Here is a 22,995-nt window from a genome sequence, read left to right as displayed (position 1 = left end):
GGTAAAACCCGCCCTTATGTTTATGACTGTTCCGCATTCAGCTTGCGCGCATATTCAATCGCATCGTTTTCTGGTGCATTCGAACGGCCAAACGGTTTAGTGATAAACATGTAAAGCAGACCGGAAATGATCACAATTGCCAGCCCGACTAATACCATCCAGCGATCCACAAAACTCTCGCCTGCCGCCGGTTGCGCCAGTAACCAAATCCCGCACAAACCATAAGCCAGCGCCAGCACATTGACGATAATTCCCCATGAACCGACCGTCCATTCCCCTGCTGGTTTCCAGCCTTTCAGGCGTTGACGCAATGCCGCCAGCACCACCATCTGGAATGAAATATAGATACCGATAACCGCAAAGGCTGTGATTCGCGCCAGGCTATCCGGCTGGAAGTAAACCCAGACACAAATAATCACCGGCAATAAGCAGCTCACCATCATCGCGTTATCCGGCACGCTGTGTCTGGAAATCTTCGACATCCACTCGCTACCCGGCAGCATGTTATCGCGGGAGAAAGAGAAGATCAGGCGGCTCAATGCGGCTTGCAAAGAAAGAATACAAGACAGCATGGCGATAACAGCGACCACGATAAATATTGTCGCCCCGGTTTCACCCAGCGCCTGGTTAAGAATGGTCGGGATCGGGTCTGAGATTTTGCCGTTAACAATATCCTGCAAGTCGGGTGAAGAGAGTAAATACCCCATGATTGAGATAACCGCTGAAATAGCCCCAAACACGATACTTAAAATCATCGCCACTGGAATCTTCTTGCCTGGGTTTTTAACCTCTTCCGCCACGTTGCCGCAGGCTTCAAAGCCAAAGAACATAAACAAGCCCATTAATGAGGCGGACATAAACGCGGTGGTGTAATTGCCGTCGGCAGAAAGCACACCCATGGAATCAAATACCACGGAGAACGGCTGGGCGCGGTGGAAAATTAACAGGTAAATACCCAGCGCAATCACGCTGATAATTTCGCACCAGAAACCAATTTTAGCGACGCGGGCTAAGTTTTTGGTCCCGGACATATTGACCCCCATCATAATCAACAGCAGGACGACGGAAGTCAGCATCATGTTGCCCGCGCTGGTTGCATAGTGAAACAGTGACGCAACGAAGGTGGCGGTATATTCGGCAATTGAGGTGATAGTGACCACCAATGCCCAGAGATAAATCCATGCGGCAATCCAGGCATATTTTTTACCCCACAATCTTCTCGCCCACGGATATAAACCGCCAGTAATCGGATATTGCGAAGCCACTTCGCCAAAGACTAATGCCACCAGCAATTGACCGCAGGCAACAATTAAAATCCACCAGATTGCCGGTGGCCCAGCCAGCGTCACCGCGAGGGCGAACAGCGAATACACCGCAGTGAGCGGCGAAAGATAAGTGAATCCCAATGCGAAGTTAGACATCAGCCCTATCGAGCGGTTGAATTGCTCGCCTTTAACTGGCTGATGTTGAAGATTTTCTTTGTCTGTCGTCTGTTCCATATCTTTTCTCTTTATGTGGCATAAGGGCAGGCAGTGTGCGTATTTTATAAAACATAATATGTTATATGTATACGCTCAATGTCACATAATTGTTAACGATTTTGACGGGTTTTTTAACAGGTGGGATTTTGTCGGATGACGCTTCGCTTATCCGACCTACGAAAGGCTATGGCGCGATGAATTGTAGGGTGGATAAGCGAAGCGTCATCCACCATTTTACAAAGTCAGAGTTTTACGCAGACATACTTCATCTCCAGATACTCATCTATGCCAAAACGCGAACCTTCTCGCCCCAGGCCGGACTGTTTAATCCCGCCAAACGGTGCAACTTCATTAGAAATCAGCCCGGTATTGACGCCAACCATGCCATATTCCAGGGCCTCTGGGATGAGCCATTGGCGTTTTGCATCCTGAGTGAAGATATAAGCGGCTAAACCAAATTCGGTGTCGTTGGCGTAATTAACCGCTTCGGCATCGGTTTCAAATTTAAATAGCGGCGCAACTGGCCCGAAGGTTTCTTCTTTCGCAAAGCGCATATTTTGCGTCACATTTGCCACCACCGTCGGCGCGAAAAAGTTTCCGCCTAACGCGTGTTTGTGACCGCCGATTAATACTGTTGCACCCTTTTCTACCGCGTCATGAATATGGAGTTCCACCTTCTCAATCGCTTTGGCATTGATTAGCGGCCCTTGAGTGACGCCGTCATCCATGCCGTTGCCGACCTTCAGCGCGTCCACCGCTTTGACCAGTTCCGCGCTGAGTGCCTGATATATCCCGCTTTGCACATAAATTCGGTTCGCGCACACGCATGTCTGGCCGCTATTACGGAATTTCGACGCCATAATGCCTTTCACGGCCAACTCAAGATCGGCGTCATCGAAGACGATAACGGGCGCATTGCCCCCTAACTCCAGCGACAATTTTTTGATGGTCGGCGCGCACTGCGCCATTAACAAACGCCCGGTGTCCGTGGAGCCGGTAAAACTCAGTTTACGAACCGTCGCGTTGCGGCACAGTTCACCGCCAATTTCTTTGGCGTCCCCTGTGATTACCTGCAACAACCCTTGCGGCAAGCCCGCCAGCTCTGCCAGTTTTGCCAGCGCCAATGAGGTCAGCGGGGTTTGCTCCGCGGGTTTTACGATAATCGCGCAGCCTGCGGCAAGTGCCGGCGCGACTTTGCGGGTGATCATCGCCGCCGGGAAATTCCACGGTGTAATTGCCGCGCAAACGCCGATCGGTTGTTTCGAGACGATAAAACGTTGATCCGCCGCCGTTGGCTGTAATAAAACGCCGTCCACCCTTTTGGCTTCTTCGGCAAACCAGGTAATAAACGAGGCGGCGTAATTGATTTCACCCCGCGCCTCCGCCAGCGGTTTGCCGCCTTCCAGAGTCATCAGTCGCGCCAGATCTTCACTGTTTTCCTGAATCAGGTTTACCCAGCTATGCAGGATTTTGGCGCGACTGGCTGCTGTTTGCGTCTTCCACTTTTTTTGCGCAACTTCAGCAGCTTCAATGGCGCATTGCGTTTCGGCCTGCGCCATTGAAGGCACATCCGCTATTTTTTCCCCGGTGGCAGCATTCACAACCGGCATGGTTTTACCCGACTGCGCATGGCTCCATTCCCCTGCAATCAGGCAGGCATCGCGCAGCAAATCGCTATTTTTCAAATTGATCATTTTGAGTCTCACATCTGCGTCGCGGTTTTAAGGATATCCAGCGCCTGATCGAACTGCGCATCGGGAATCGTCAGCGGGTACAAGAAGCGAATCACGTTGCCATTTTGCCCGCAGGTCAGCAGCAGCAAGCCTTGCTCCAGCGCACGTTTTTGCACTTGTTGCGCGACGGCTGCAGACGGTTCTCCGGTTGCCGGGTCGTAAAACTCAGCCGCAACCATCGAACCCAGGCCACGGATTTCAACCAGCGCAGGACAGGTGGCGGTGATTTCACGCAGCCGTGAAGTCAGGCGTTCGCCCAGTGTTTGCGCGCGTAAGCAGAGTTTTTCGTCCGCAATGACATCCAGCACCGCGTGAGCCGAAGCAACGGCAAGCGGGTTCCCGGCGTAGGTTCCCCCTAGTCCGCCCGGCGCTGGCGCATCCATGATTTCTGCTTTGCCGACCACGCCGGATAACGGCATCCCACCCGCCAGGCTTTTCGCCATCGTCATCAAATCGGGCTGATGGGAATAGTGGTTCATGGCAAACATTTTGCCGGTACGGGCAAAACCGCTTTGCACTTCGTCGGCAATCATCACGATGCCGTGGGTGTTACAAATCTGGCGAATAGCCGCCACAAATTCAGGCGGAGCCACGTTAAAACCGCCTTCGCCCTGAACAGGCTCGAAGATGATCGCGGCTACTTGCGTCGCTTCAATGTCAGATTTGAACAGGCGCTCGATGGCTTTCACCGCATCTTCGGTGGAAATACCACTGAGCTCAGACGGGTACGGCGCGTGGAATACGGAGCCGGGGAATGGGCCAAAGCCAATTTTGTAGGGAGCCACTTTGCCCGTCAGCGCCATCGTCATATAGGTGCGGCCATGGAATCCACCGCTAAAAGCAATCACGCCTGGGCGGCCGGTATGGGCACGAGCGATTTTAACGGCATTTTCAACGGCTTCAGCGCCAGTGGTGAAAAACGCCGTTTTCTTAGGGCCAATAATCGGGGCGGCGGCGTTAATTTTTTCTGCCAGCGCGACATAACTTTCGTAAGGGACAATCTGATAAGCGGTGTGGGTAAACGCATGAAGCTGCTGTTCGATGGCCTGAACCAGGCGCGGGTGGCGATGGCCGGTGTTGAGTACCGCAATGCCCGCAGCAAAATCGATATATTGCTTCCCTTCCACATCGGTAATGGTGCTGTTTTCAGCCGTTTGCGCAAAGAAATTACACATCACGCCCACGCCACGCGGAGTAGCGGCCAGACGACGTTGGTGGAGTTCGTTATTGCTCATTTTTTTATCCCTCACACGAAATTAAGATTTACAGGTTGATTGTCAAATTTCATTTAGACAGTATCTGGTACCTGAATCGAGAGCCAAATCGTTTTATTCATAGGATCCAAATGCGTTCACTTACCGTAGATGTGATCAAGCAGGCATTTCTCCAGACGCCTGCCGAGAAACTGCATAAGAAACTTTATGCCGCGATATGTAATTGTATTCTTGAGGGAAGTTTGCGCCCTGCGGCGCGAATGCCGCCAACCCGCGATTTGGCCAATGAGTTATCGCTTTCGCGTAACACCGTGCTACGGGTGTATGAGCAATTACAGGCCGAAGGGTATATTTCAACGCGCACCAGCAGCGGCACGTTTGTCACCGAAAGCGTGCTGGATAACCTGAATACGCAGGCCGCACGCAGGGTGCCAGCCACTGCGCCAGAAGACCGCGCCAGTCTTTCCCTGCGCTGCCTTGAATTGCTGGAAAACGCCAGCGCCAGCCCGGCGCAATGGGGGGACTTCATCCCTGGCGTGCCGGATGTCGAAAGCTTTCCGCATCGTACGTTTAAGAAAATCTGCGACCGCGTCGCCAGACGCCCGAATCCTGAATATCTGACCTACGACGCCGCATCCGGACTGGAGGAGTTAAAATCTGCACTCTCGGATTATCTGCGCACCGCACGCGGCGTAAAATGCACCACCGACCAGATTCTCATTACCGAAGGGATCCACCAGGCGTTGGATTTAGTCACCCGCACGCTGTGTAATCCTGGCGACAATGCGTGGATTGAAGAACCCGGCTACTGGGGAATTAAAAATATTCTGCGCATGAATGCGGTGAATATTTCGGCGCTGGAGGTTGACGATCAGGGATTAATGCCGCAGGCAAATGCCGATGAAAAGCCAAAATTAATTTTTGTTACGCCCTCGCATCAGTATCCGCTGGGTTCTGTGATGAGCCTGCCGCGCCGCCAGCTATTACTTTCGCAGGCCAGGGAATTCCAGAGCTGGATTGTTGAAGATGATTACGACAGCGAATTTCGTTTTTCCGGCCAGCCGATTCCCTCGCTTCAGGGGCTTGAGGAGAACAGTCCGGTCATTTACATCGGCACGTTCAGTAAAACGCTCTACCCTGCACTGCGCCTGGGTTATGTGGTATTACCCAAAGTGCTCGCCGCTCCGCTGAAAAAAGTTCACAACGAATTATATCGCAGCGGTCATCAGGTGATTCAGGCGGCACTTGCGGAGTTTATCCGCGAAGGCTATTACGCCGCGCATATCCGCAAAATGCGCCAGTTATATAGCAAACGACGCAACCAACTGGTCGAGTTAATTAAGCGGCATTTAGGGGAAGAATATCTCGGCTATTACAACAGCAATGCGGGTTTACATTTAATCATTCAGCTTCCCGCCGCAGCAGACGATATCCATATTGCGAACCTTGCGAATGCCGAAGGTATTCTGGTCAGGCCGCTGTCGCGCTACTATTTTAATGCGCAGAAATCAAAAGGGTTATTAGTTGGATTTGCCAGCGTTCAGGACGACGACATGTTGCCCTCTTTTCTGCGCCTGGTGGAAATTATTAAGCGTTAAACAGATTAGTTATAGGTTAAAGTCAGTGTCGCCGTGGCATTGGCTGTTCCAGGTTTTACCACCGCTGCGGTTTTATAATATATTGCGCTGAAGGTTAACTTTTCCTGCCCGGAAGCACCTCCGGAGATAACCGTTCCTCCATCACGGTTAGATGTGATGAGTGGAATGCTAGTGTTCAATGCTAAACCATTTGACCCGCTATCATAGCCGCTGGTTTTTAACCCCAACTGCACTCCAACGCCACTCGCGACACCTTCGTTTCCGGCCCCCGTTAGCGCGATGACCGTATGATTAGCTTCGTCTTCTTTTGATTCAACTGCTGTAACGGATAACGAGACATTGGTTCCCGGTTCACAACTCAGATTGACATCCTGAGTGGGGACCGAACCCACCTTAGTTTGTCCGTTAAATTGATCCAGGTTGATTTTGCCGAAAGGAAAACTAATCGCGGAAACATCTGCCGAGCAGCCCATTGCTTTAACCACCACATTGGCATTGGAGAGCGATAAATTTGATGCGACATCACCGTCATCACTATGAGAAGCACTTTCCCGGAAATCCACTTGCGCAACAGGGCTACCGAAAGTTAATGTTCCCGATGAAATCGGCCCACCCGTCGCGACGAGCGAAATCATATACGAGGAACTTCTAAGGGTATGGTCCCCTCGAGAACCATCACCATCATGCCAGCTATTATCTATGATCATTTCCCCATCATAAGGGCCGGCCTGATTATAAGCCATAACCTGAACTCCTAGTCCCTGAATATTCGTTGGCATAACACCCTGGTATGCCGTAGCTTCAACTTGCGGAGAGTGATTGTAAAAAAAACCAACCATATACCTGCTGCTACAACCCGTTATCGTTAAATCATCGTTAGAGCCGTCCTTCACACCTGAAGTATAAAGGACCTCGCCTGCATTATAATCACGGCTTTCAATAACAAGGTCCTTTGGCAGGCTAATTGTTGTTGTTGAAATACTTTTATCTGCAAAAATCCCACCACCGCGTTTGCAAGCTGCAAAACTCTCGTGAGGAATAATAAAAACAGCCAGGATAAAGAGAGCCGCTATATTTCTTATTAGCCTACCATATGTACATTTCATCATGTTTACCGCAATTTATTGATATGAGAAGTTTAATGTCACTGTTGCTTTGAAATCTCCAGCAGTAGGAGCACCATGTGGTGAATATAAGCGTGAAGCAAGTTTCAGTGTGCCAGTACCCGTTTCGGCATTGATCGGGAAGCTATAGCTAATACCATTTGCTAAATTAGTAAGAGGTTTCCCATCTAAATTAAAGAGTTGTAAACCAATATCTTGAGTTCCATCTGTAATATCATTCGCATAAATCGCACTGGCGAAAGCGGGGTCGGCAGAATAAGGCGTACCCGAAAATGCAACCGTCGCTAATGATGCCTGGTCAGAACAACCACTAAGATTAATATCTAAAGTCACTAATCCACTGTTCGCCCCAGGGATAGACAAGTCTGAACGTAAATACTGGCCCAACTGTACGGTATCCGTAACATCAACATTACAAGATGGTGCAACTATCTCACCTGTGATATTAACATTAATGGCATCTGAACTCTTAAATGCAAACGCATTGGAAGCCAGACACAGACTAATACAGAAAAAGAAAGTTTTAGTTGCATTGTTCATGAAGAATCTCCACTCCAGATTCACTTTTCTTATTGGGTAAATGATAATTCACTGAACAATGTTCATCGTTAGCACGCCCCCAGACAACCAATAGAGTCCCTGATGTCTCAAGTCCAGTGACATAAACTTTTTGCTCATCACCAACGATACTACTATGTCGCTTTTCAATATCAGCAGCGCTATTTGTCACCGTCGCACCAAATGGTATAGACCTACCCTGAGGTCGAGATAATGTTATCAATGCGCGATAACCCAAACTCGCATTATATTTGGCGACCACAACGGCACCGCGAGTTGGAATGACATTCTTACTCGTATCCTCAAGGTCCACATCACTGTTTTCAAGGTTCTCTGTGGAAAGTGAGATACTATTTTTACGGTAAGGGCTGGCGTAAGGCACCACCGCGAATCCTTTGTTATCTGTTTTAATACCGGTCTGGTTATTTAATGGTACACCTTCGGCACCTGATGTATTAACTAAGACAATCGTATCGTTGTAAGGCTGAGAAAAGGTTATACCGCCGGAGTGAATTAATACCCCACCCTGCACACCATAATTCAGACGATTAACATTAGCATCATAGGCATATCCCCCTGTGAGTTGCGAATATCGCCCTTTATAATTAGCGCTTACCCCGCCATTGGTTTTTTTATCCGCTTCTGAATAACCTTCCTGGACATTCCAGTTAAGTGAGCGATCATCAAATGCCGTACCATTGACTCCAATATTATGCGTAGCTGGACCGGTATTACTGCTATTCATGCCATACGTTGCTGTTGCCGATGGTAAGAATTTATCCAACGGGACACTGATATTAAATGAAAATTGTTGATCATTTTCATTTTCCTCAGGTTCACCTTCGCTGTTTTCAGAATTAATATTATAAGAATAATTAAAACCATAACTAATTCCATTCCAGCTATTGTTATAACTTAAGCCGATAGATGATTCTTTTTTATTATTCCAGTACGATTCATTGACCAGGTTTGCAGACAATGAACCATAAACTATATCTTGTGAGACGGAAAATTCCGTTCTGTTTTTACGCCTTTTGTTATCATCGGCGTCATCGTAGTTATAGCTCTGCAAGGTGTCCTGCAAAGAATAGTAACCAGAAGTAGAATAGCGATAACCAGCAATGGTGACATTCGTCCCGGTCTTAAGCATATTTTTGCTGTAGCGTAAACGTAGAGACTGGCCGCTCTGTTTTTGACTCGTTTCACCCTCCTGTTCACCGCTATTTATCGTGGCCCATGCCTGAGTGACGTCAGTAGAAACAGCACCAAATTCGCCTAAATTCACCCCTAGCCCCAAAGATGCAGAGTTAAAACCAATATCAGTGCCTTCGATTCCACCATAAACGGTAATACCATGCGGCAAGCCATAAATAGCCGTTAACTCAGCGAAACTTGCATCTTTATTACCCCCAGTGCGTGTATTGCCCATCGTCATTGAATATTTGAAATGACCTTCACGCTGCAAAATTGGCAATGATGCGTAGGCGACAGTGAAATGTTGCTCACTACCGTCGGACTCTGTAATCGTAACCGACATGTCTCCGGCCCCACCTGTGGGAAACATATCATTGATTTCAAACGGACCAGGGGCAACAGACGCTTTATAGATGCTGTGCCCATTCTGAAATACAGTCACTTCGGCGTTTGTTCTGGCGATTCCACGAATAACAGGAGCGTATCCCTTAAGGCTATCAGGAGTCATATCTTCATCGGAAGCCAGTTGTGCTCCAGTAAATGCCAGACTGTCAAAAATATCTCCGGCGGTATTACTATCACCTGCCGTGAACTGCGACCGTAACGACTTAATATCTCGTGAGATATAATTATTCACAGAGTCCCATTCACTTTTACCATCTGTATCATGGTTCCATGTGGAATAGTTTCTGAAACGCCATGGGCCTAGATTAACACCAGGATGAAAATTACCATATTGGCTGTTCAGCGTTTCGTGGTTGGCTTGACGATTTTTAGTCGTTACCCCGCTCAGGCTGTAATTTAAAAGGAATGCGTTAATTCCTTCATCCCATTTATCAGGTGATATATAGCCACGTACGTTTGATTCGAGGGCGATTTGTGGAATGCTTAAATTCAATCTTTGCTTGTTAAAATCCAACTCGGCGGTTGCCTGAGGAATAGCCGAAAAATCAGCGCACTGATCTGCATTTAAGCTAAGCTTTGGATATTCCTCAATCTTTACTCCCCATGCTTTTAACTGCTGGGATGTAAAGCATGCCTGTAGCATAGACGCCCCTTTGGCATCCTTGCCCGAAATAAAAGTGATTTCCTGTGTATCAACTTGTTCACTGTTAATGAAAATGTCGAGGTGATATTTCCCCGGCGCTTGCTCGCCTCTTTCAAAGCCAGAAAGATCCGCAGCAGATATTGTCGAATCTGTCATTTCCAGTAACGCAGGATTGAAGCGCTCCGAAGCCATGACATGACAGACAGGCGATAAGGCTGATGCCAATACACAAGACACAACGAAATAATTAAATTTATAATTCATATAATTTCATCAGGCCTCATATTGCGTATAACAAATACATATTTTTATCAATTAAATTTTAGATTTATGCTCAGGCCCGGCCATGCCGAAGTCATTATAAATCCTCCACGTAATCCCCCCTGAATTAACGTCATGAGATACTTTATAATTGGCTTTATCCCCAGGCGCGACGAAGGTGGTAGAGGGTATTTCTTTACCGTCTATTTTCACGGATGCAAAGTTCATATAGTATTTAGTTGGGTTGCTGACGGTAAGAATATCCCCTGACAAATTCCAACTAAGTTGTCCCGTGACATTTTCAGGTGAAGTATCTTTCAATGCTTTTGGCCGATAAATAAGTTTGATCCGTGAATTAACCGCTATTTGAACACTGTTATTAGGTTGATCACCATTAGTTGCGGGGATACCTTTCACATTCAGCCAATACATGCTTTCTTTGTCGTCAGGTAAAGCAAGGCCGGAACGCACAATACGCAGAACATTTTTCTCACCCGCGTTAAGGCGAAATAACGGAGGAGTGATAATAATTGCATCCGTAGAAGGTCCCTTTGCATCCAGTGGACTTATCCATGACTGAACCAGGTTTGCAACACTGTCTTTATTCTCTACAGAAAGTGAAGTCTCTTTTTTACTGCCATCATAAATGACGCGAGTGCCCCCGACAGTGACACTAGCTTCAGCGCCACCGGCGAAAATAGTTAATATCAACAAATAAAGTGAAGATCGTTTCATTACGTTCATAACTAATACTCGATAAAGTTATCAGGTGCTGGAGATAATAATTACAGCACCTGATAATTAAGATTTTTATTCGTAACTGACGTTATAAGTCACTGCGGTAGAAACATTTCCTTTGGTCGCGCCTGTGGCGGTAGCCACCATGCTGGCAGTATATTCAAGGCTTTGATCACCACCCTCAGCATTAATAGCTATCGCACCATTGCCATCATTATTAACAATAGCTGTTCCTGCTGGATCTTTAATTATAACTCCAACATTAGAAGCAGCATCGGTATCAGAAAGGTCATTCTTAAAATAGGTGTTATCACCATCAGTGGTACCACTAAATTTAATATAAGCCTTGGTTGGCACACCTGCTGCGGCAGCCGGGCAATCTGTTAAAGCGATAGTGAATTCTTTTGGTGCCCCTGTCAGGCCAGCAGCATTAAGATCGGTTAAAGATGTTTCACCTAAGTCGAGTGTCGCAGTACCGTCGTTAATTACTACGGTACATGCTGTATCAATTACCTTTCCTGAAAAAGTAATTTTATTTACTGCAAAAGCAGAACTTGCTGTTACCATCGCAATGGTAAACACGCTTAAGCTCAGCACATTCATAGTCTTAATATTCATATATACTCCGAAAAAAAATTAGATGACACTATGTGGCTCAATATATTTTGAGAGAGGTTTTAGTGACTACGATTCTTTAATTATTAAAAATGCGTATCACCACTTTAAATTGAAAATTCGAGATACATTTTACAATAGCACTGATGATACACAACTGGAATATAAGCCCATTTCTGGATCAGAAATCCAATATCGGACTAGATATCCGATATAATACTCTAAAAATATTTAGACACAGCTATTAAAGCACTAGATAATTCTCAAATTAAATATAAACTATAGTTATTGATGCGCAGCTCACTGCCGAGACGTTCAGACTAACTTAGTGAGGATTTATGGAAAGAACATTGAACAACCTAATGGACGTTGACGCGGAATATGCTGCAGCAGTAGAAAGGCTCTTTGCCGCCATGAACGGCATTGGAGAGAAACGCACCTATAAAAATAATGAAGCTTTTTTTGATTTCAAAAGCAATGAACAAAATATATTACTAATAGAATCAGGTGCTTTTGGCTTTTATCGCCAAAACGACCGCCTGTTAATGCAAGAGACTTTTGCTTCTGCCATCTTTGGCCTTGTGATGGTTTCACATAAACCCGAGGTTATCCTTTTTGCGCATAGCAAGCTATCTGTCAAAGTTGTTTCCAGGGATTCTGCGTTAAGAATTATTGAACAGGAAGGATTGTGGCATGAAGTTGCTATTGTTCTTGGAAAGATTATTAAAGTTTATGTTGAGCGTGATATGAATCTGATCGCTCGTGATGCTTATCACATTATAAAGCATCATCTATATTTATTGATGTCATTACCTGTCGAAGAACGTTACTCCACAACAGCGGTGAAATTCATCACTAACCGCAGCATGCTTTCCCGTAGCCGGGTGATGGACATTTTGAAGAAATTGAATGATGGCGAATATATTCTCATTAAGAATGGCATATTAAATAAAATACACTCTCTTCCAGAAAAATTTTAGAGTTTCTGATTTATGAAAATTATCGTTTTCGATAACCACACTCATTAAAATTTGCTGCTACCCCCTCACTTTCTCGATGGATACTATTTGTAAGATATATTTCAAAAAATTCAACTTGTTGCATGGCCCCAAACATACTTATTAATGACGCCCAATATTAGATAACTAATAATTCAAACACCCCAAAGAGAAATGCAATGGCTTTTATCGTATTGAGCAATGATAGTTTTTTTGAATTCGGTATGCGTAGTCTTTTTAATTCTGGAATCAGTGACTGTGTAAACCGCAAAACAATAATTATCGTTGACATAAAATATTTACCAAAGATAAATCTGAATATTAATCTTGATCAAGTAAGCACTATTATTTTTATGATGGAAAACATAGAAGACAGGAGACTTTTTGACAAAAAATTAATAAGTTACCTTTCGACCATTTGCACAATCCACTTCATCAGCAGAAATGCAACACGAGGTGTATGTAACACACTCACCACTATAATTAATAAAGGGGATGTTAAAAAAAGATCTCGGATTAATCAACCGGTTAAAAGAGCGCTATTAACATCGATGGAAAGTCACGTTTTAAGCTTATTGCTCCAGGGTAATAGCTTGTGTTATATCGCGGAAATGTCGGCATTATCCGTTAAAACCATTAGCGCACATAAACGTTCGATAATGAAAAAAGTAAATGTTAAAAACATCCCCAAACTGGTTGAAAAAATTGTCTTCAAACAAAAGGCGGACAGTCTGCTGCTCGAGTTATCACGCGCAAAGTTGGATTTAGTACAGTGCTATGACTTCATGTTGCCAGAGTTAGATTCTGTGTTCAGTTCCACCTTAGGTTCCGAGTATAGAAAGACCCCTGAACTATCAAAGCCGGTTTTACATGATGTTTCTACTGGCATTCCTGCTTATTTAACCACGCTATTGCACTCCAGAAATGTTATGTTATAACATAATCATACATTCATGGTTTTCTCTGGAGTTTTTATGACATCACGTTTCCCCACTGCCGTTCTCAGCCTGGGCATTTTGCTCAGTAGTACCAGCGCTCTGGCACATGGGCATTCGCACGGAACGCCTCTTACAGAGGCAGAAAAGAAAGCCAGCGAAGGCGTTTTTGAGAATCAACAGGTTAAAGATCGCGCCCTGACCGACTGGGATGGCATGTGGCAGTCAGTTAATCCGTACTTGTTAAACGGCGATTTAGATCTGGTGATGGAGAAAAAAGCGCAGAAAGATGGAAGCAAAACAGCGGCGCAGTACAAAGAGTATTATAAGAAAGGTTATGCGACGGATATTGATACCATTGGTATTGAAAACAATGTAATTGAATTTCATGTGGGTAAAATGGTTAATGCCTGCAAGTACGATTATTCGGGCTTTAAAATCCTGAACTATACCTCCGGGAAAAAAGGCGTGCGCTATTTGTTTGAGTGCAAAGACAGCCAGTCAAAAGCACCGAAATACGTGCAGTTTAGCGATCATATTATTGGCCCACGTAAATCTGAACACTTCCATATTTTCATGGGCAATGACTCACAAGAGTCGCTATTGAAAGAGATGGACAACTGGCCGACCTTTTACGAGTACTCGTTAAGCAAAAATCAGGTTGTCCACGAGATGCTTGAACACTAATACCTGCAAACTGCGCCGGGGCCATCACGATTTCCGGCGCACAATCGCGCACAACAATGATGAAAAGCTTAATAACACGCCAATTTTACCAACCACATTAATCCGCTACTTCCCTCTAATGGCTCGGAAAAACCGCAAACTGAAACGACAGTCCGATAATGAGACATGGCAGGCGTACAGAATTTTTTGTTCCGCTACAATTGAAGGTATTCGCTAATTAAATCAACGAACAATTAATTTACCCCCTGAGGAGAAGTGAATGAATCAGCCTCGTTTTAGTGGTGTTATCCCCCCCGTTCCTACCTTATTTGATGAGCATGGTGAATTTGATGGCACCGCGCAGGCGTTACTTATTGAGCATCTGGTCGCCTCCCCGATTAACGGCCTGTTTTTTTTAGGCAGCGCCGGGGAATTTGCGCATATGTCTGAAGCGCAACGCGCTCAGGTAGCAGAATTTTGCGTGAAGAAAGTCGCTGGCAGAAAGCCGGTTTTGATTGGCATCGCCCACTGCGGCACGCAGCAAACCATTGATGCCGGGCTGCATGCGCAAAAGGTTGGTGCCAGTGGCGTCGTGGTGGTCAACCCTTGGTACAACCCGCTGAGTGAAGCGAATCTGTTGCGCCATTATAAAACCATTGCCAGCGCACTCGAGTTGCCGATTCTTCTGTATAACTTCCCGGCGCTTACCGGCCAGTCTATTCCGGTGAATGTCATCCGAGAACTGGCGTTAAGCTGTCCGAATATTGTCGGGCTAAAAGATACCGTCGATACCCTCTCGCATATTCGTGAAACCCTGCACGCGGTGAAGCCTGAGCGCCCCGACTTCGCTGTTTTTGCCGGTTATGATGAGTATTTGCTTGGGACGTTGATTCTCGGCGGTGATGGCTGCATTCCCGCTAGTGCCAACTTTGCGCCGCAACTGACCTGCGGGATTTTAGACGCCTGGCGTAAACAAGACCTCTCCCGCGCCATTGAATTACAGCAATCACTTTCATGGATCCCGTCGCTTTACAGTACGGATTTGCCGTTTTACAACGCAGTGAAATATGCCATTAAATTAACCGGAGTGAATATTCCGGTGCATTCGCTGGCACCCGCGACGCCGTTGACCGAAGAAATGAAAGTTGAGATTGGCAATATTCTGCGTCGTGCAGGCGTGATTAATTCAGCCTCTTAACCGCACAGACACGCGTTCAGCGGCAAACATTTCCCCTGAGCGCGAGCCTGTCGCTGCGGCTGAAGTTGCACCAGCGCAAGCTCGGCGGTCGCCACCGCGTCACACAGCGCATGGTGCGCCGGGTAATCGGGAAGCCGGTATTCGCGGCGAAGACTGGAAAGCCGCAAATCATTTTGCATTTGTCTCCTGGCCTGCTGATATCGCCGCTCAATCTCCAGCGTGTCTATCCACAGAATCGGCAGGTCTTCTGCACCGTAACGGGTTTGCAGCCAGGCATTGATAAACGCCCTTTCCACCATTTTCCCATGCACCACAGCCACGCGCCCGGCGAGGCGCAGGAATAACGTTTCCATCGCCTCATCAAGCGCTTCGCCATCACGCAGCATTTCCGGCGTGATGTGGTTGATGACTGCACTGTGCGCATTGATCTGCGGATCACTGGAAATGTACTGGTGCTGCGCACTCGCCAGCAGAATTTGGCCGCTTTGCACCATCACGCTGCCTATCGACAAGATCCGGTCCTGATTCGCATCAAGGCCGCTGGTTTCAAAATCAAAAGCCAGCCACGGGACGCTAAAAACGTCTGCGGTGAAGTTCGGTACAGGTGTCGCCAATAGCTGTTGCAGTGCCGGACTCAGCCCTGGGATGTTGCGCCATCTCTTGCGCTGCGACTCAACCTGCTGAGTGAGTGATGGCGGGAAAATTCGTGACAAAAGGCCCATCGTTATCCCTTCACAAACAGCATGCGGGCCAGTTCTTGCTGGCGGGCAATAATGCGAAACGCGTCTTTTAGATGTTTACGCTCGAAGCTGCCGAACTCGCGCGGGTCGATGTGGTTGTCTGGTGCCAGCCCTTTACGCAACTGCGAAAGCTGATGGTTAAAACGCTGACGGGTTAAAAAACGGAAGGCGTCGATGATGTCGGTGCAGCCTTCTGCGGACATAAGTCCTTTGTCTCTTGCAGCGTAAAAACGCGCTTCGGTATGGGTTTCACTGCATCCGGCAGCCAGCGCATAAATGCGCGAAAGGTCAATAATCAGCGTTAAGGCGTAACGTTTGATGTTCAGGGTTTTGCTGTCGTTTCCGCTTTTTTCCAGCACCAGATTATTGAAGATACCCAACGGTGGCGAAGTACTGGTGGCATCGCGCGTGAGCGAGCGCAAGAAGCCTGGATGCGCGGAAATCTCGGTTAACAAAGCCTGCTGGAATGCGTCATGTAGCCAGGTGTTGCCGTAGAAAGCACGCGTTTCCAGAAACACCGTGGCATTTAATAATTGGGTATATTCCGGGTTAGTTACCCATTTGCGAATGCAGGCCAGCCACACCGACAGCGGTTGGCACCAGCGTCTTTCTGACGCCATAAAATTCCCGGTACAGAGCGGATAACCGCATTGATCAAGCCCCAGGCAGACGCTTCTCGCAAAGCGCAAAAACCACATTTGCTCTTCAAGGCCGGTACCGTCCGGCAATATGATGGCGCTATCCTGGTCAGAATGAACATGAACTTCATTGCGGGCGTGCGACCCGGCGATGACCCAGGAGAACTCACAGGGTGGCTCGCCAAATTCCACGAGCGCGAGTTCAATGAGCCGACGCGTGAAGGCGTCCATCAGCATCGACATCACCATTTCGACCACGCCGCTGCGCAAGTTACCCTGCACCAGCGCTTCAAATATGGCCTGGCGATCCACTTGCAGGGCCGCTAATTCTGCAACCGACTGGCAATGGCTAATCCGCTCAATCAGGAAAATGGCCTGCACGCGATGATGCTGTACCAGGTGTGAGGCGGTCAGCAGGCCGACGGGTTGATGATTATCGACCACTGGCAAACTGCTCACGCCATGGCTCATCATCAGCGACACGGCATGCATGACCAGGTCGCCAGAAGAAACCGTCACCGGGGCGGCAGTCATCACCTCTTTGACCGCGCGTGTAATATCAAACCCTTCGGCTACCACGCGCCGGGTCATGTCACGATCGCTGATGATGCCGATGATGTGGTCATTTTCCATTATCACCGCCGTGGAACAGCGATCGACACAGCGCATTTGTTTCGCCGTTTCCTGAATCGAGGTGGACGCTTCCACGACCGACACCGTTCCGCTCGCGAGGTCAGAAACTTTGCGCACAAACATGCCTTTGTCTTCGTCGCTCCAGACGACGTCTATCGCGGAGTTCAGGCGGTCATGGGCGTTAATCGAAAAGTGCGTGGCGTACTGCGGATGTGCGTGCAGCACCTGTTTCAGAACGCGGTGGGGAATTTGGTACAGCAGCGTGTTTTCAATCGCCGTGACGTTGTAACAATCTTCAGGATTTCCCGGAATGCCTTCAAGAAAAGTGAAGCCAAATAAATCTTCCGGCCCCAGACGGGCGCGCAGCACGCCATCGCTCCAGCGCTGTTCAAGCGAACCGGTACGGACGATGTAGAGGTAACGTTCACGCGCCGCAATATCAAAAGCCAGTGTTTCGCCTACCGCCAGATAACTGATGCTGATAGAGCGTGCGATATCGTTTTGCGCGTCCGCAGGGAGGGCGTTGAGTGGCGAAACATGCGCGATAAAATCGCAGATATTGGGCAATAACGGTTCCATCGTCATTATTTATCCTAAAGTTGAAATCCTGTTTCATAATATAGGCTGGCAGGTGACCAAATAGCCATACTATTCAGCATGTCAATTAACCTGATACGCGCTGTTCTTGACCGGCTTAACATTTAATAATGTCAATCAGTTACATCACCATTGAATTGTGAATCAAGCGATGTAAAATTAACGTTACCATGTATAACTGTTGTGAATACTTCTTCAAATACCTGGCTTTCACTTTCGCCCTTTTCATCCCCGCCGGCGACCAGGTTTGAACCATTTTTTCAGGGAAAGTTACGATGAAATTGCGAAGCCTGTTGATCCTTGCTGTTGTGGCCACAGTCGTGGGTTGTAAAGCGCCACCGCCAAAAATGACGGACGATACAATCGTGACCAGTGAAATCAATGGCGTTACGCTGACTCACCGATACGCGGTGGCGGCTCCCACTGAATTTACCCCTGTAAACGCCAGCTATCGGGCGCTGTATCCAGGCTCAATTATGAGCAAACCGGACTTTGGCGGGAAAGTCATCAGCACCCTAGAGAACGGACAAAGTTATACCGTGTTAGGCCAGGTTGAACATAACTGGCTGGCGATTGCCGAGCTGGATAAAACCGAGATGCTGGGTTATGTGCCAATGCGTGCGCTGGTGAAAAGCGAGCTGTATGCGCAAACGCTGAAAAAAGATCGCCCACGTCCACGCAAAGCGGCCAAGAAAACCACCTGTGTTGCGGTCGATGATGCCAGCAAAGCCTGCCAGAACGCCAATAGCGGCACGTGGATTATTGATTAATCGTTGACGTTTAACGTCATGACTTTTGTTTAAGTTGTTCGGCTAACAAGGATTTTTATGAAACTCTGGCTTTCGGGTCTGGCGCTGCTGCTGGCTTCCTCCACGGCGTGGGCGGGGAATTATCGTATCGTCCAGTCTCCCTCGCAAAAGCTGGATGTCTGGATTGATAATGTTGCTGATAACACCCCGCAAAGCTGGTGTGCCGCCGAGCTACCGCTGCGAATTGTGGCCAATGGCGATAAAAAACCTACGGTACTCAATACTTTTATGCCGCGCCTCGGCACGCTTCTGGAAAGCCAGTGCAGCACCGTTCAACTGGTGAGCTGGAAGCTGGAAAGCCCGCAGGGCGACACGCTGGCAGTTGGCACCGCGACCAAAAGCAGCGACTGGGCGGTGATTGTCGCCCCTGATATTTCGAGCGAACCGAACAGCACGTCGCGAACCGATGAAAACTCACCGCTGGCAGACCGCACCCCATGGCAGGAGTTTACGCTGCAAGATGGCTGCCATTTGCGCACCTTCTGGCAAGGCGATGCTAACGCGTCGGCCATGTTTATCCCCAACGGGAAATGTGAAAAAGGCGGCTGGCTCAACGGTCGCAGCGAAATCATTCAAAGCGGCGTGCATGGTGAAAAACGCCATGAAATGACGTTTGTACACGGTTTCCCGGTGAGCGGATTAAGCAATGACGCAAGTTCAGACAGCCTGCTTATCACCAGTCTGAATAACGAACGCATGGTCGTGAGCAATGAACATGCGCCGCAAAGCTGGATGATTTTGCCTTATAACGCTGAGTTAAATGGCTGGCAAGCGACCGGCACCGTAGCGGTGGAAGTCTCTCGTGAAATGACGATAGACGAATCAAACATTCAGGCGCGTTTGAATGAAGTGCGCAAAGTCTGGTCGGCATGGCTTGCCCCGGATACCCCGATCACGCTGCTGTTGATTGACTCCCTGCGTCCGCAATTGCGTGACCCGGCGGTTGGCGCATGGCGCGCCCAGAAGTAATTTGTGATTTTTCGTCGATTTCGTGCAGAGAAAGGCCATCATGACTGATAAAGATTACGACCCAGAACTTCCCGACGCTCTGCCGCCTGGTTTCCGCTTCGACGAATTTGAGATTCAGCAAGTCACCGAGTCCACCCACACTAACGTGGTGTATAAAGCGTGGGATCACCAGCTCGAGCGCCCGGTGACGATCCACGAGTTTATGCCGCGAGCGCTGACTGTTCGCAGTGATAACATGCAACTGGTGCTGCGCAGCAAGCAAGATAGCCAGGCGTTCAACAACGGCATGAGTCGTTTTGTACAATCCGCGCGTCTGCTGGCACAGTTTAACCACCCGAATCTGTTGCAGGTGTTGAGTTTCTGGACACAAAACGAAACCGCGTATGCGGCAACGACCTACTCCAGTGGAATGACGCTTGCCGAGTTGCATCAGCAGCAACCCGAAGTCATTAACGATGCGTGGATCCGCCGCATGTTACCGATGTTGTGCAGCGCGCTGGCAACGTTACATGACGAAGGGTTTGTTCATCGCGATTTGTCGCTGCGCAGCATTCAGATTCGGGACAACGGAACGCCGCTGTTGCTCAATGCGGGAGCGCCACGCCGGACTCATCCTGAGAGCGGTGAAGAGATAAAAACGTCGCTGAACCCTGGTTTCGCGCCGCTTGAGCAATATGCCGACGACCTCGAAAACCAGCTCGGCCCGTGGACCGATATATATGCGCTCGGTGCCATTTTGTATACCCTGATTACCGGCACCTGCCCTCCGGCCAGCGTGACGCGCACCATTCAGGACCCGTGCGTTAAACTTGCGAAAAACCGCCCGGAAGGTTATTCCCACAGCCTGTTACACGCCGTTGACTGCGCCCTGGCGCTGAAACCGGAAGACCGCCCGCAGTCGATTGCGGAATTTGCCGCGCTGGCTGAAATCCCCTTGACGAATATTCATGGCCTCGCGCCGCTCAAACAGCCGGGTACCATGTTGGTCGCCGTCGAAGATGCGGAGATAACGCCGCTTTCGCCATTTCAAAAGCGCTATAAATTACCCCTGCTGACGGGCGCGAGTTTGCTGGCCGGCATTGCCATTGGCGCCGTGATTTTTGGCGGCCATTTTTCTGCGGGTTCGCGTCCTGAAAGCGCGAAAGTTGAACAGACTACCTCCCAGGACAAAGCCGAGTCTGCCACGGCGAAAAGCGTAGTTCCTGCCGCCGATGGGATAATGACGCGGATTTATGTGCGCATGAACGATGGCGAAACGCTGTCTGTGAACGGAAAAACACAACAAGTGACACCGGGCGCGAACGGTTATGGCTTCCTGCAATTACCGGTGGGGAACTACACCATTACGTTAAGTGATAGCAATCAAACGCGAAATATGACGTTATCGGTCGAAAAAGCGGGAACATGGCTGATTAATCCGCAGGGATAAATTTACCGCGACCTAAAATCCTCATCACTTCCGCGGGGGGACGCCGTTGAGCCAGAAGCTGGCTCATGATTTTCATGTACGGCGCACTGTGGGTGAAAAATGCATGATAACTGCTGCAAAGATAGCTTTTCCCTTCACTGAAGCGATGCTTTGGGCAGTCGCCGTGGCATAACGGTTTGACAGTACAGACCCGGCAGTCAGCAGGCAATAAATCGCGCTTGTTTTCACCGAAGCGAATGGCGGCATGTGAGTCATTAAGTGCCTGAAGCGGTGTGTCATGTAAATTTCCCAACTTGTCATCCGGGTAAACGTAATGGTCGCACTGGTAGAGATCGCCATTGGATTCTAATGCGAAGGCGTGGCCGCAGGTTTCGCTCAGACTGCACATTTGCGAAGGATGGCCGCTCCACACGCCAAGTGTTGAATCGAACAACTGCACAAAAATATGACCAATATCTTCCCGTACCCAAATATCAAACACGCTTTTCAGGAATGTGCCAAATTGCGCGGGTGAAACAGATTCCGGTGTGACTGCCCCCCTTTCACTTCGTTCGACCAACGGAATAAATTGTATAAATGCACTGCCGAGCGTTTTCAGGTAGCGATATAACCGCTCAGGTTGTTGGCTATTATGCTGGCTTATCACTGCCAGTAAATTGAAGTCGACACGGTGAGCTTTTAGCTTTTCGATGGCTGAGATAACGTGATGATGAGTCGGTTTTCCGCTGCGCGAACGTCGGTAAAAGTCGTGAAGATCCGCCGGGCCATCAATTGAGATCCCAACCAACCAGCCGTTTTTTTTGAAGAATTGGCACCAGGCATCATTAAGCAAAATGCCATTGGTCTGGATAGTGTTTTGAATGAGCTTTCCCCCGCAGTAGCGCAATTGCCGCGCCATTACACGTTGATAAAACGCGATTCCCGCAAGCGTCGGCTCCCCTCCTTGCCAGGCAAACTCCACCACATCACCCGGTTGCGCGGCGATATGCTGGCGAATAAACGTGTCGAGTGTGGCGTCATCCATTACGGGTTGCTGTGGTTTATCGAGATAGAAACAGTACTGGCACTGAATATTGCACTGTGAGCTTGTCGGTTTAGCCATCACATGACATCCACGCATTACATTTTCTCCCATAACATCACAAGCTGACTAACATGAGCAGAAGCAAAGAGTAACGCCAGGCTGCACACCGCAAGGGCGATAAGCAATTTAGCGCGCGTCGTGCGTGAGTCTGAAAAGTCGCACACGGCGATATCCATGAGATTGCGTTGCCGGGCGTAGCGATAAATGACGACCATCACCAGGGTAAGCACGATAAACGTCAGCCAGAAAAAGTTACCTGAGTGATGCCGGTGGTGACGCAGCGCAAGGATGAGTAATGCGCCGTATCCAAGAAGCGTGCGAAACCAGGCAAGCGACGTGCGTTCCGGCTGCAAACCCGGGTCAATAATGCGCCGTTGGCGGCGACTATCGGCCATAAATCACCATCACCATGACCGCCGCCGCAACAAGGGTCATCACCAGGCTGATGGCTTTCAGACTGCGGGTATAGGGTAAATCTTGCTTCAGTCGCATCGCCTTTTCATTCCGCAGCCAGCGCAGATAACCATAAACCGCCAACACTCCGGCAAACAGGCACAGCAATAAGGCGACTATTTCACGCACCAGTGGTGTGGCGAGATCGGACGCGAGCTGATCGAGCCCAACGCCTGCGGCCAGAAACCCTAATGCGGTGCGAATCCATGCCAGAAAAGTGCGTTCATTTGCCAGTGAAAAGCGATAATCCGGTGCTTCACCCACTCTGCCTATTTTCATTTC

21 protein-coding genes are annotated in these 22,995 nt (G+C 48.5%); 8 read left to right on the top strand and 13 right to left on the bottom strand.

Going from position 1 to position 22,995, the window contains the following annotated elements; genetic code table 11:
- Positions 1–20 precede the first annotated feature (20 nt).
- The 3 genes from M2371_RS04165 to puuE form a co-directional block, all read right to left on the bottom strand.
- Positions 21–1,499, bottom strand: a complete 1,479-nt coding sequence (locus M2371_RS04165) for an APC family permease (protein WP_259266965.1) — start codon at positions 1,497–1,499, stop codon at positions 21–23.
- Positions 1,500–1,723: 224 nt separating this feature from the next.
- Positions 1,724–3,172, bottom strand: coding sequence for an NAD-dependent succinate-semialdehyde dehydrogenase (locus M2371_RS04160; protein ID WP_259267269.1), 1,449 nt, complete (start codon positions 3,170–3,172; stop codon positions 1,724–1,726).
- Positions 3,173–3,183: 11 nt separating this feature from the next.
- Entirely contained in the window at positions 3,184–4,449 is a 1,266-nt protein-coding gene (puuE, locus tag M2371_RS04155) for a 4-aminobutyrate transaminase (RefSeq protein WP_259266964.1), read from the bottom strand.
- Positions 4,450–4,559: 110 nt separating this feature from the next.
- Here puuE and M2371_RS04150 point away from each other — a divergent pair, with 110 nt between their 5' ends.
- Positions 4,560–6,026 carry a PLP-dependent aminotransferase family protein gene (locus tag M2371_RS04150; protein ID WP_259266963.1) on the top strand — a complete coding sequence of 489 codons (1,467 nt, stop codon included), beginning with the start codon at positions 4,560–4,562 and terminating at the stop codon, positions 6,024–6,026.
- Positions 6,027–6,031: 5 nt separating this feature from the next.
- Here M2371_RS04150 and M2371_RS04145 read toward each other — a convergent pair whose 3' ends face one another.
- From M2371_RS04145 to M2371_RS04125, 5 genes are all read right to left on the bottom strand, one after another.
- Positions 6,032–7,135, bottom strand: a complete 1,104-nt coding sequence (locus M2371_RS04145) for a type 1 fimbrial protein (protein ID WP_259266962.1) — start codon at positions 7,133–7,135, stop codon at positions 6,032–6,034.
- Positions 7,136–7,147: 12 nt separating this feature from the next.
- Positions 7,148–7,690: a fimbrial protein gene (locus M2371_RS04140; RefSeq protein WP_172893961.1), complete on the bottom strand. Its 543-nt coding sequence runs from the start codon at positions 7,688–7,690 to the stop codon at positions 7,148–7,150.
- Positions 7,674–10,214, bottom strand: coding sequence for a fimbria/pilus outer membrane usher protein (locus M2371_RS04135; protein ID WP_259266961.1), 2,541 nt, complete (start codon positions 10,212–10,214; stop codon positions 7,674–7,676). Before M2371_RS04135 ends, M2371_RS04140 begins: the two co-directional genes overlap by 17 nt.
- Positions 10,215–10,265: 51 nt before the next feature.
- Positions 10,266–10,955: a fimbria/pilus periplasmic chaperone gene (locus tag M2371_RS04130; RefSeq protein WP_310473311.1), complete on the bottom strand. Its 690-nt coding sequence runs from the start codon at positions 10,953–10,955 to the stop codon at positions 10,266–10,268.
- Between the two features lie 66 nt (positions 10,956–11,021).
- Positions 11,022–11,567 (bottom strand): fimbrial protein, encoded by a 546-nt coding sequence (locus M2371_RS04125; protein ID WP_259266960.1) that lies wholly within the window; start codon positions 11,565–11,567, stop codon positions 11,022–11,024.
- Positions 11,568–11,902: 335 nt separating this feature from the next.
- On the opposite strand from M2371_RS04125, the gene M2371_RS04120 reads away from it, so the two are divergent.
- From M2371_RS04120 to M2371_RS04105, 4 genes are all read left to right on the top strand, one after another.
- Positions 11,903–12,544 carry a helix-turn-helix domain-containing protein gene (locus M2371_RS04120; protein ID WP_259266959.1) on the top strand — a complete coding sequence of 214 codons (642 nt, stop codon included), beginning with the start codon at positions 11,903–11,905 and terminating at the stop codon, positions 12,542–12,544.
- Between the two features lie 197 nt (positions 12,545–12,741).
- Positions 12,742–13,500 carry a helix-turn-helix transcriptional regulator gene (locus M2371_RS04115; protein ID WP_259266958.1) on the top strand — a complete coding sequence of 253 codons (759 nt, stop codon included), beginning with the start codon at positions 12,742–12,744 and terminating at the stop codon, positions 13,498–13,500.
- A 36-nt stretch (positions 13,501–13,536) separates the two neighbouring features.
- The gene (gene zinT, locus M2371_RS04110) at positions 13,537–14,184 is read left to right on the top strand and encodes a metal-binding protein ZinT (protein ID WP_259266957.1); all 648 of its coding nucleotides are present in this window, start codon (positions 13,537–13,539) and stop codon (positions 14,182–14,184) included.
- Positions 14,185–14,443: 259 nt separating this feature from the next.
- Positions 14,444–15,361, top strand: a complete 918-nt coding sequence (locus M2371_RS04105; RefSeq protein ID WP_034495869.1) for a dihydrodipicolinate synthase family protein — start codon at positions 14,444–14,446, stop codon at positions 15,359–15,361.
- Here M2371_RS04105 and M2371_RS04100 read toward each other — a convergent pair.
- The gene (locus tag M2371_RS04100; protein WP_259266956.1) at positions 15,358–16,083 is read right to left on the bottom strand and encodes an exonuclease domain-containing protein; all 726 of its coding nucleotides are present in this window, start codon (positions 16,081–16,083) and stop codon (positions 15,358–15,360) included. The genes M2371_RS04105 and M2371_RS04100 overlap by 4 nt on opposite strands.
- Positions 16,084–16,085: 2 nt before the next feature.
- Positions 16,086–17,957: a putative nucleotidyltransferase substrate binding domain-containing protein gene (locus M2371_RS04095; protein ID WP_259266955.1), complete on the bottom strand. Its 1,872-nt coding sequence runs from the start codon at positions 17,955–17,957 to the stop codon at positions 16,086–16,088.
- Positions 17,958–18,244: 287 nt separating this feature from the next.
- Between M2371_RS04095 and M2371_RS04090 the strand changes: the two genes are divergently transcribed.
- Genes M2371_RS04090 through M2371_RS04080 form a run of 3 tightly spaced genes read left to right on the top strand, consistent with a single transcriptional unit; the run spans position 18,245 to position 21,176 of the window.
- A complete protein-coding gene (locus M2371_RS04090) occupies positions 18,245–18,739 on the top strand; it encodes an SH3 domain-containing protein (protein ID WP_172893952.1) in 495 nt (164 codons plus the stop codon).
- Between the two features lie 57 nt (positions 18,740–18,796).
- Positions 18,797–19,747, top strand: a complete 951-nt coding sequence (locus M2371_RS04085) for a hypothetical protein (protein ID WP_259266954.1) — start codon at positions 18,797–18,799, stop codon at positions 19,745–19,747.
- Between the two features lie 40 nt (positions 19,748–19,787).
- Complete coding sequence (locus tag M2371_RS04080) at positions 19,788–21,176, top strand: protein kinase domain-containing protein (RefSeq protein ID WP_259266953.1); 1,389 nt, start codon at positions 19,788–19,790, stop codon at positions 21,174–21,176.
- Here the strand turns inward: M2371_RS04080 and M2371_RS04075 are convergent.
- The 3 genes from M2371_RS04075 to M2371_RS04065 are packed head-to-tail and all read right to left on the bottom strand — an operon-like array spanning position 21,160 to position 22,992.
- Positions 21,160–22,278 (bottom strand): anaerobic sulfatase maturase, encoded by a 1,119-nt coding sequence (locus M2371_RS04075; RefSeq protein ID WP_310473310.1) that lies wholly within the window; start codon positions 22,276–22,278, stop codon positions 21,160–21,162. The two genes, M2371_RS04080 and M2371_RS04075, sit on opposite strands and share 17 nt — an antisense overlap.
- Positions 22,279–22,295: 17 nt before the next feature.
- Complete coding sequence (locus M2371_RS04070) at positions 22,296–22,655, bottom strand: DUF202 domain-containing protein (protein ID WP_259266951.1); 360 nt, start codon at positions 22,653–22,655, stop codon at positions 22,296–22,298.
- Positions 22,645–22,992, bottom strand: coding sequence for a YidH family protein (locus M2371_RS04065; RefSeq protein ID WP_259266950.1), 348 nt, complete (start codon positions 22,990–22,992; stop codon positions 22,645–22,647). Before M2371_RS04065 ends, M2371_RS04070 begins: the two co-directional genes overlap by 11 nt.
- Between the last annotated feature and the right edge of the window lie 3 nt (positions 22,993–22,995).

The sequence above is a fragment of the Buttiauxella sp. BIGb0471 genome, assembly GCF_024807715.1.
GTDB classification, from domain to species: domain Bacteria; phylum Pseudomonadota; class Gammaproteobacteria; order Enterobacterales; family Enterobacteriaceae; genus Buttiauxella; species Buttiauxella agrestis.
The sequence above is the reverse complement of the archived record's forward strand: the minus strand, read 5'-3'. Positions and strand labels throughout refer to the sequence as shown.

What these genes read in the sequence shown, in the direction of transcription:
- M2371_RS04125 (WP_259266960.1), bottom strand. Translation starts at nt 11,567, where the DNA reads ATGAATATTAAGACTATGAATGTGCTGAGCTTAAGCGTGTTTACCATT.
- M2371_RS04165 (WP_259266965.1), bottom strand. Translation starts at nt 1,499, where the DNA reads ATGGAACAGACGACAGACAAAGAAAATCTTCAACATCAGCCAGTTAAA.
- M2371_RS04080 (WP_259266953.1), top strand. Translation starts at nt 19,788, where the DNA reads ATGACTGATAAAGATTACGACCCAGAACTTCCCGACGCTCTGCCGCCT.
- puuE (WP_259266964.1), bottom strand. Translation starts at nt 4,449, where the DNA reads ATGAGCAATAACGAACTCCACCAACGTCGTCTGGCCGCTACTCCGCGT.
- M2371_RS04095 (WP_259266955.1), bottom strand. Translation starts at nt 17,957, where the DNA reads ATGACGATGGAACCGTTATTGCCCAATATCTGCGATTTTATCGCGCAT.
- M2371_RS04140 (WP_172893961.1), bottom strand. Translation starts at nt 7,690, where the DNA reads ATGAACAATGCAACTAAAACTTTCTTTTTCTGTATTAGTCTGTGTCTG.
- M2371_RS04070 (WP_259266951.1), bottom strand. Translation starts at nt 22,655, where the DNA reads ATGGCCGATAGTCGCCGCCAACGGCGCATTATTGACCCGGGTTTGCAG.
- M2371_RS04115 (WP_259266958.1), top strand. Translation starts at nt 12,742, where the DNA reads ATGGCTTTTATCGTATTGAGCAATGATAGTTTTTTTGAATTCGGTATG.
- M2371_RS04130 (WP_310473311.1), bottom strand. Translation starts at nt 10,955, where the DNA reads ATGAACGTAATGAAACGATCTTCACTTTATTTGTTGATATTAACTATT.
- M2371_RS04085 (WP_259266954.1), top strand. Translation starts at nt 18,797, where the DNA reads ATGAAACTCTGGCTTTCGGGTCTGGCGCTGCTGCTGGCTTCCTCCACG.
- M2371_RS04090 (WP_172893952.1), top strand. Translation starts at nt 18,245, where the DNA reads ATGAAATTGCGAAGCCTGTTGATCCTTGCTGTTGTGGCCACAGTCGTG.
- M2371_RS04100 (WP_259266956.1), bottom strand. Translation starts at nt 16,083, where the DNA reads ATGGGCCTTTTGTCACGAATTTTCCCGCCATCACTCACTCAGCAGGTT.
- M2371_RS04065 (WP_259266950.1), bottom strand. Translation starts at nt 22,992, where the DNA reads ATGAAAATAGGCAGAGTGGGTGAAGCACCGGATTATCGCTTTTCACTG.
- M2371_RS04150 (WP_259266963.1), top strand. Translation starts at nt 4,560, where the DNA reads ATGCGTTCACTTACCGTAGATGTGATCAAGCAGGCATTTCTCCAGACG.
- M2371_RS04075 (WP_310473310.1), bottom strand. Translation starts at nt 22,278, where the DNA reads ATGGCTAAACCGACAAGCTCACAGTGCAATATTCAGTGCCAGTACTGT.
- M2371_RS04135 (WP_259266961.1), bottom strand. Translation starts at nt 10,214, where the DNA reads ATGAATTATAAATTTAATTATTTCGTTGTGTCTTGTGTATTGGCATCA.
- M2371_RS04145 (WP_259266962.1), bottom strand. Translation starts at nt 7,135, where the DNA reads ATGATGAAATGTACATATGGTAGGCTAATAAGAAATATAGCGGCTCTC.
- M2371_RS04105 (WP_034495869.1), top strand. Translation starts at nt 14,444, where the DNA reads ATGAATCAGCCTCGTTTTAGTGGTGTTATCCCCCCCGTTCCTACCTTA.
- zinT (WP_259266957.1), top strand. Translation starts at nt 13,537, where the DNA reads ATGACATCACGTTTCCCCACTGCCGTTCTCAGCCTGGGCATTTTGCTC.
- M2371_RS04120 (WP_259266959.1), top strand. Translation starts at nt 11,903, where the DNA reads ATGGAAAGAACATTGAACAACCTAATGGACGTTGACGCGGAATATGCT.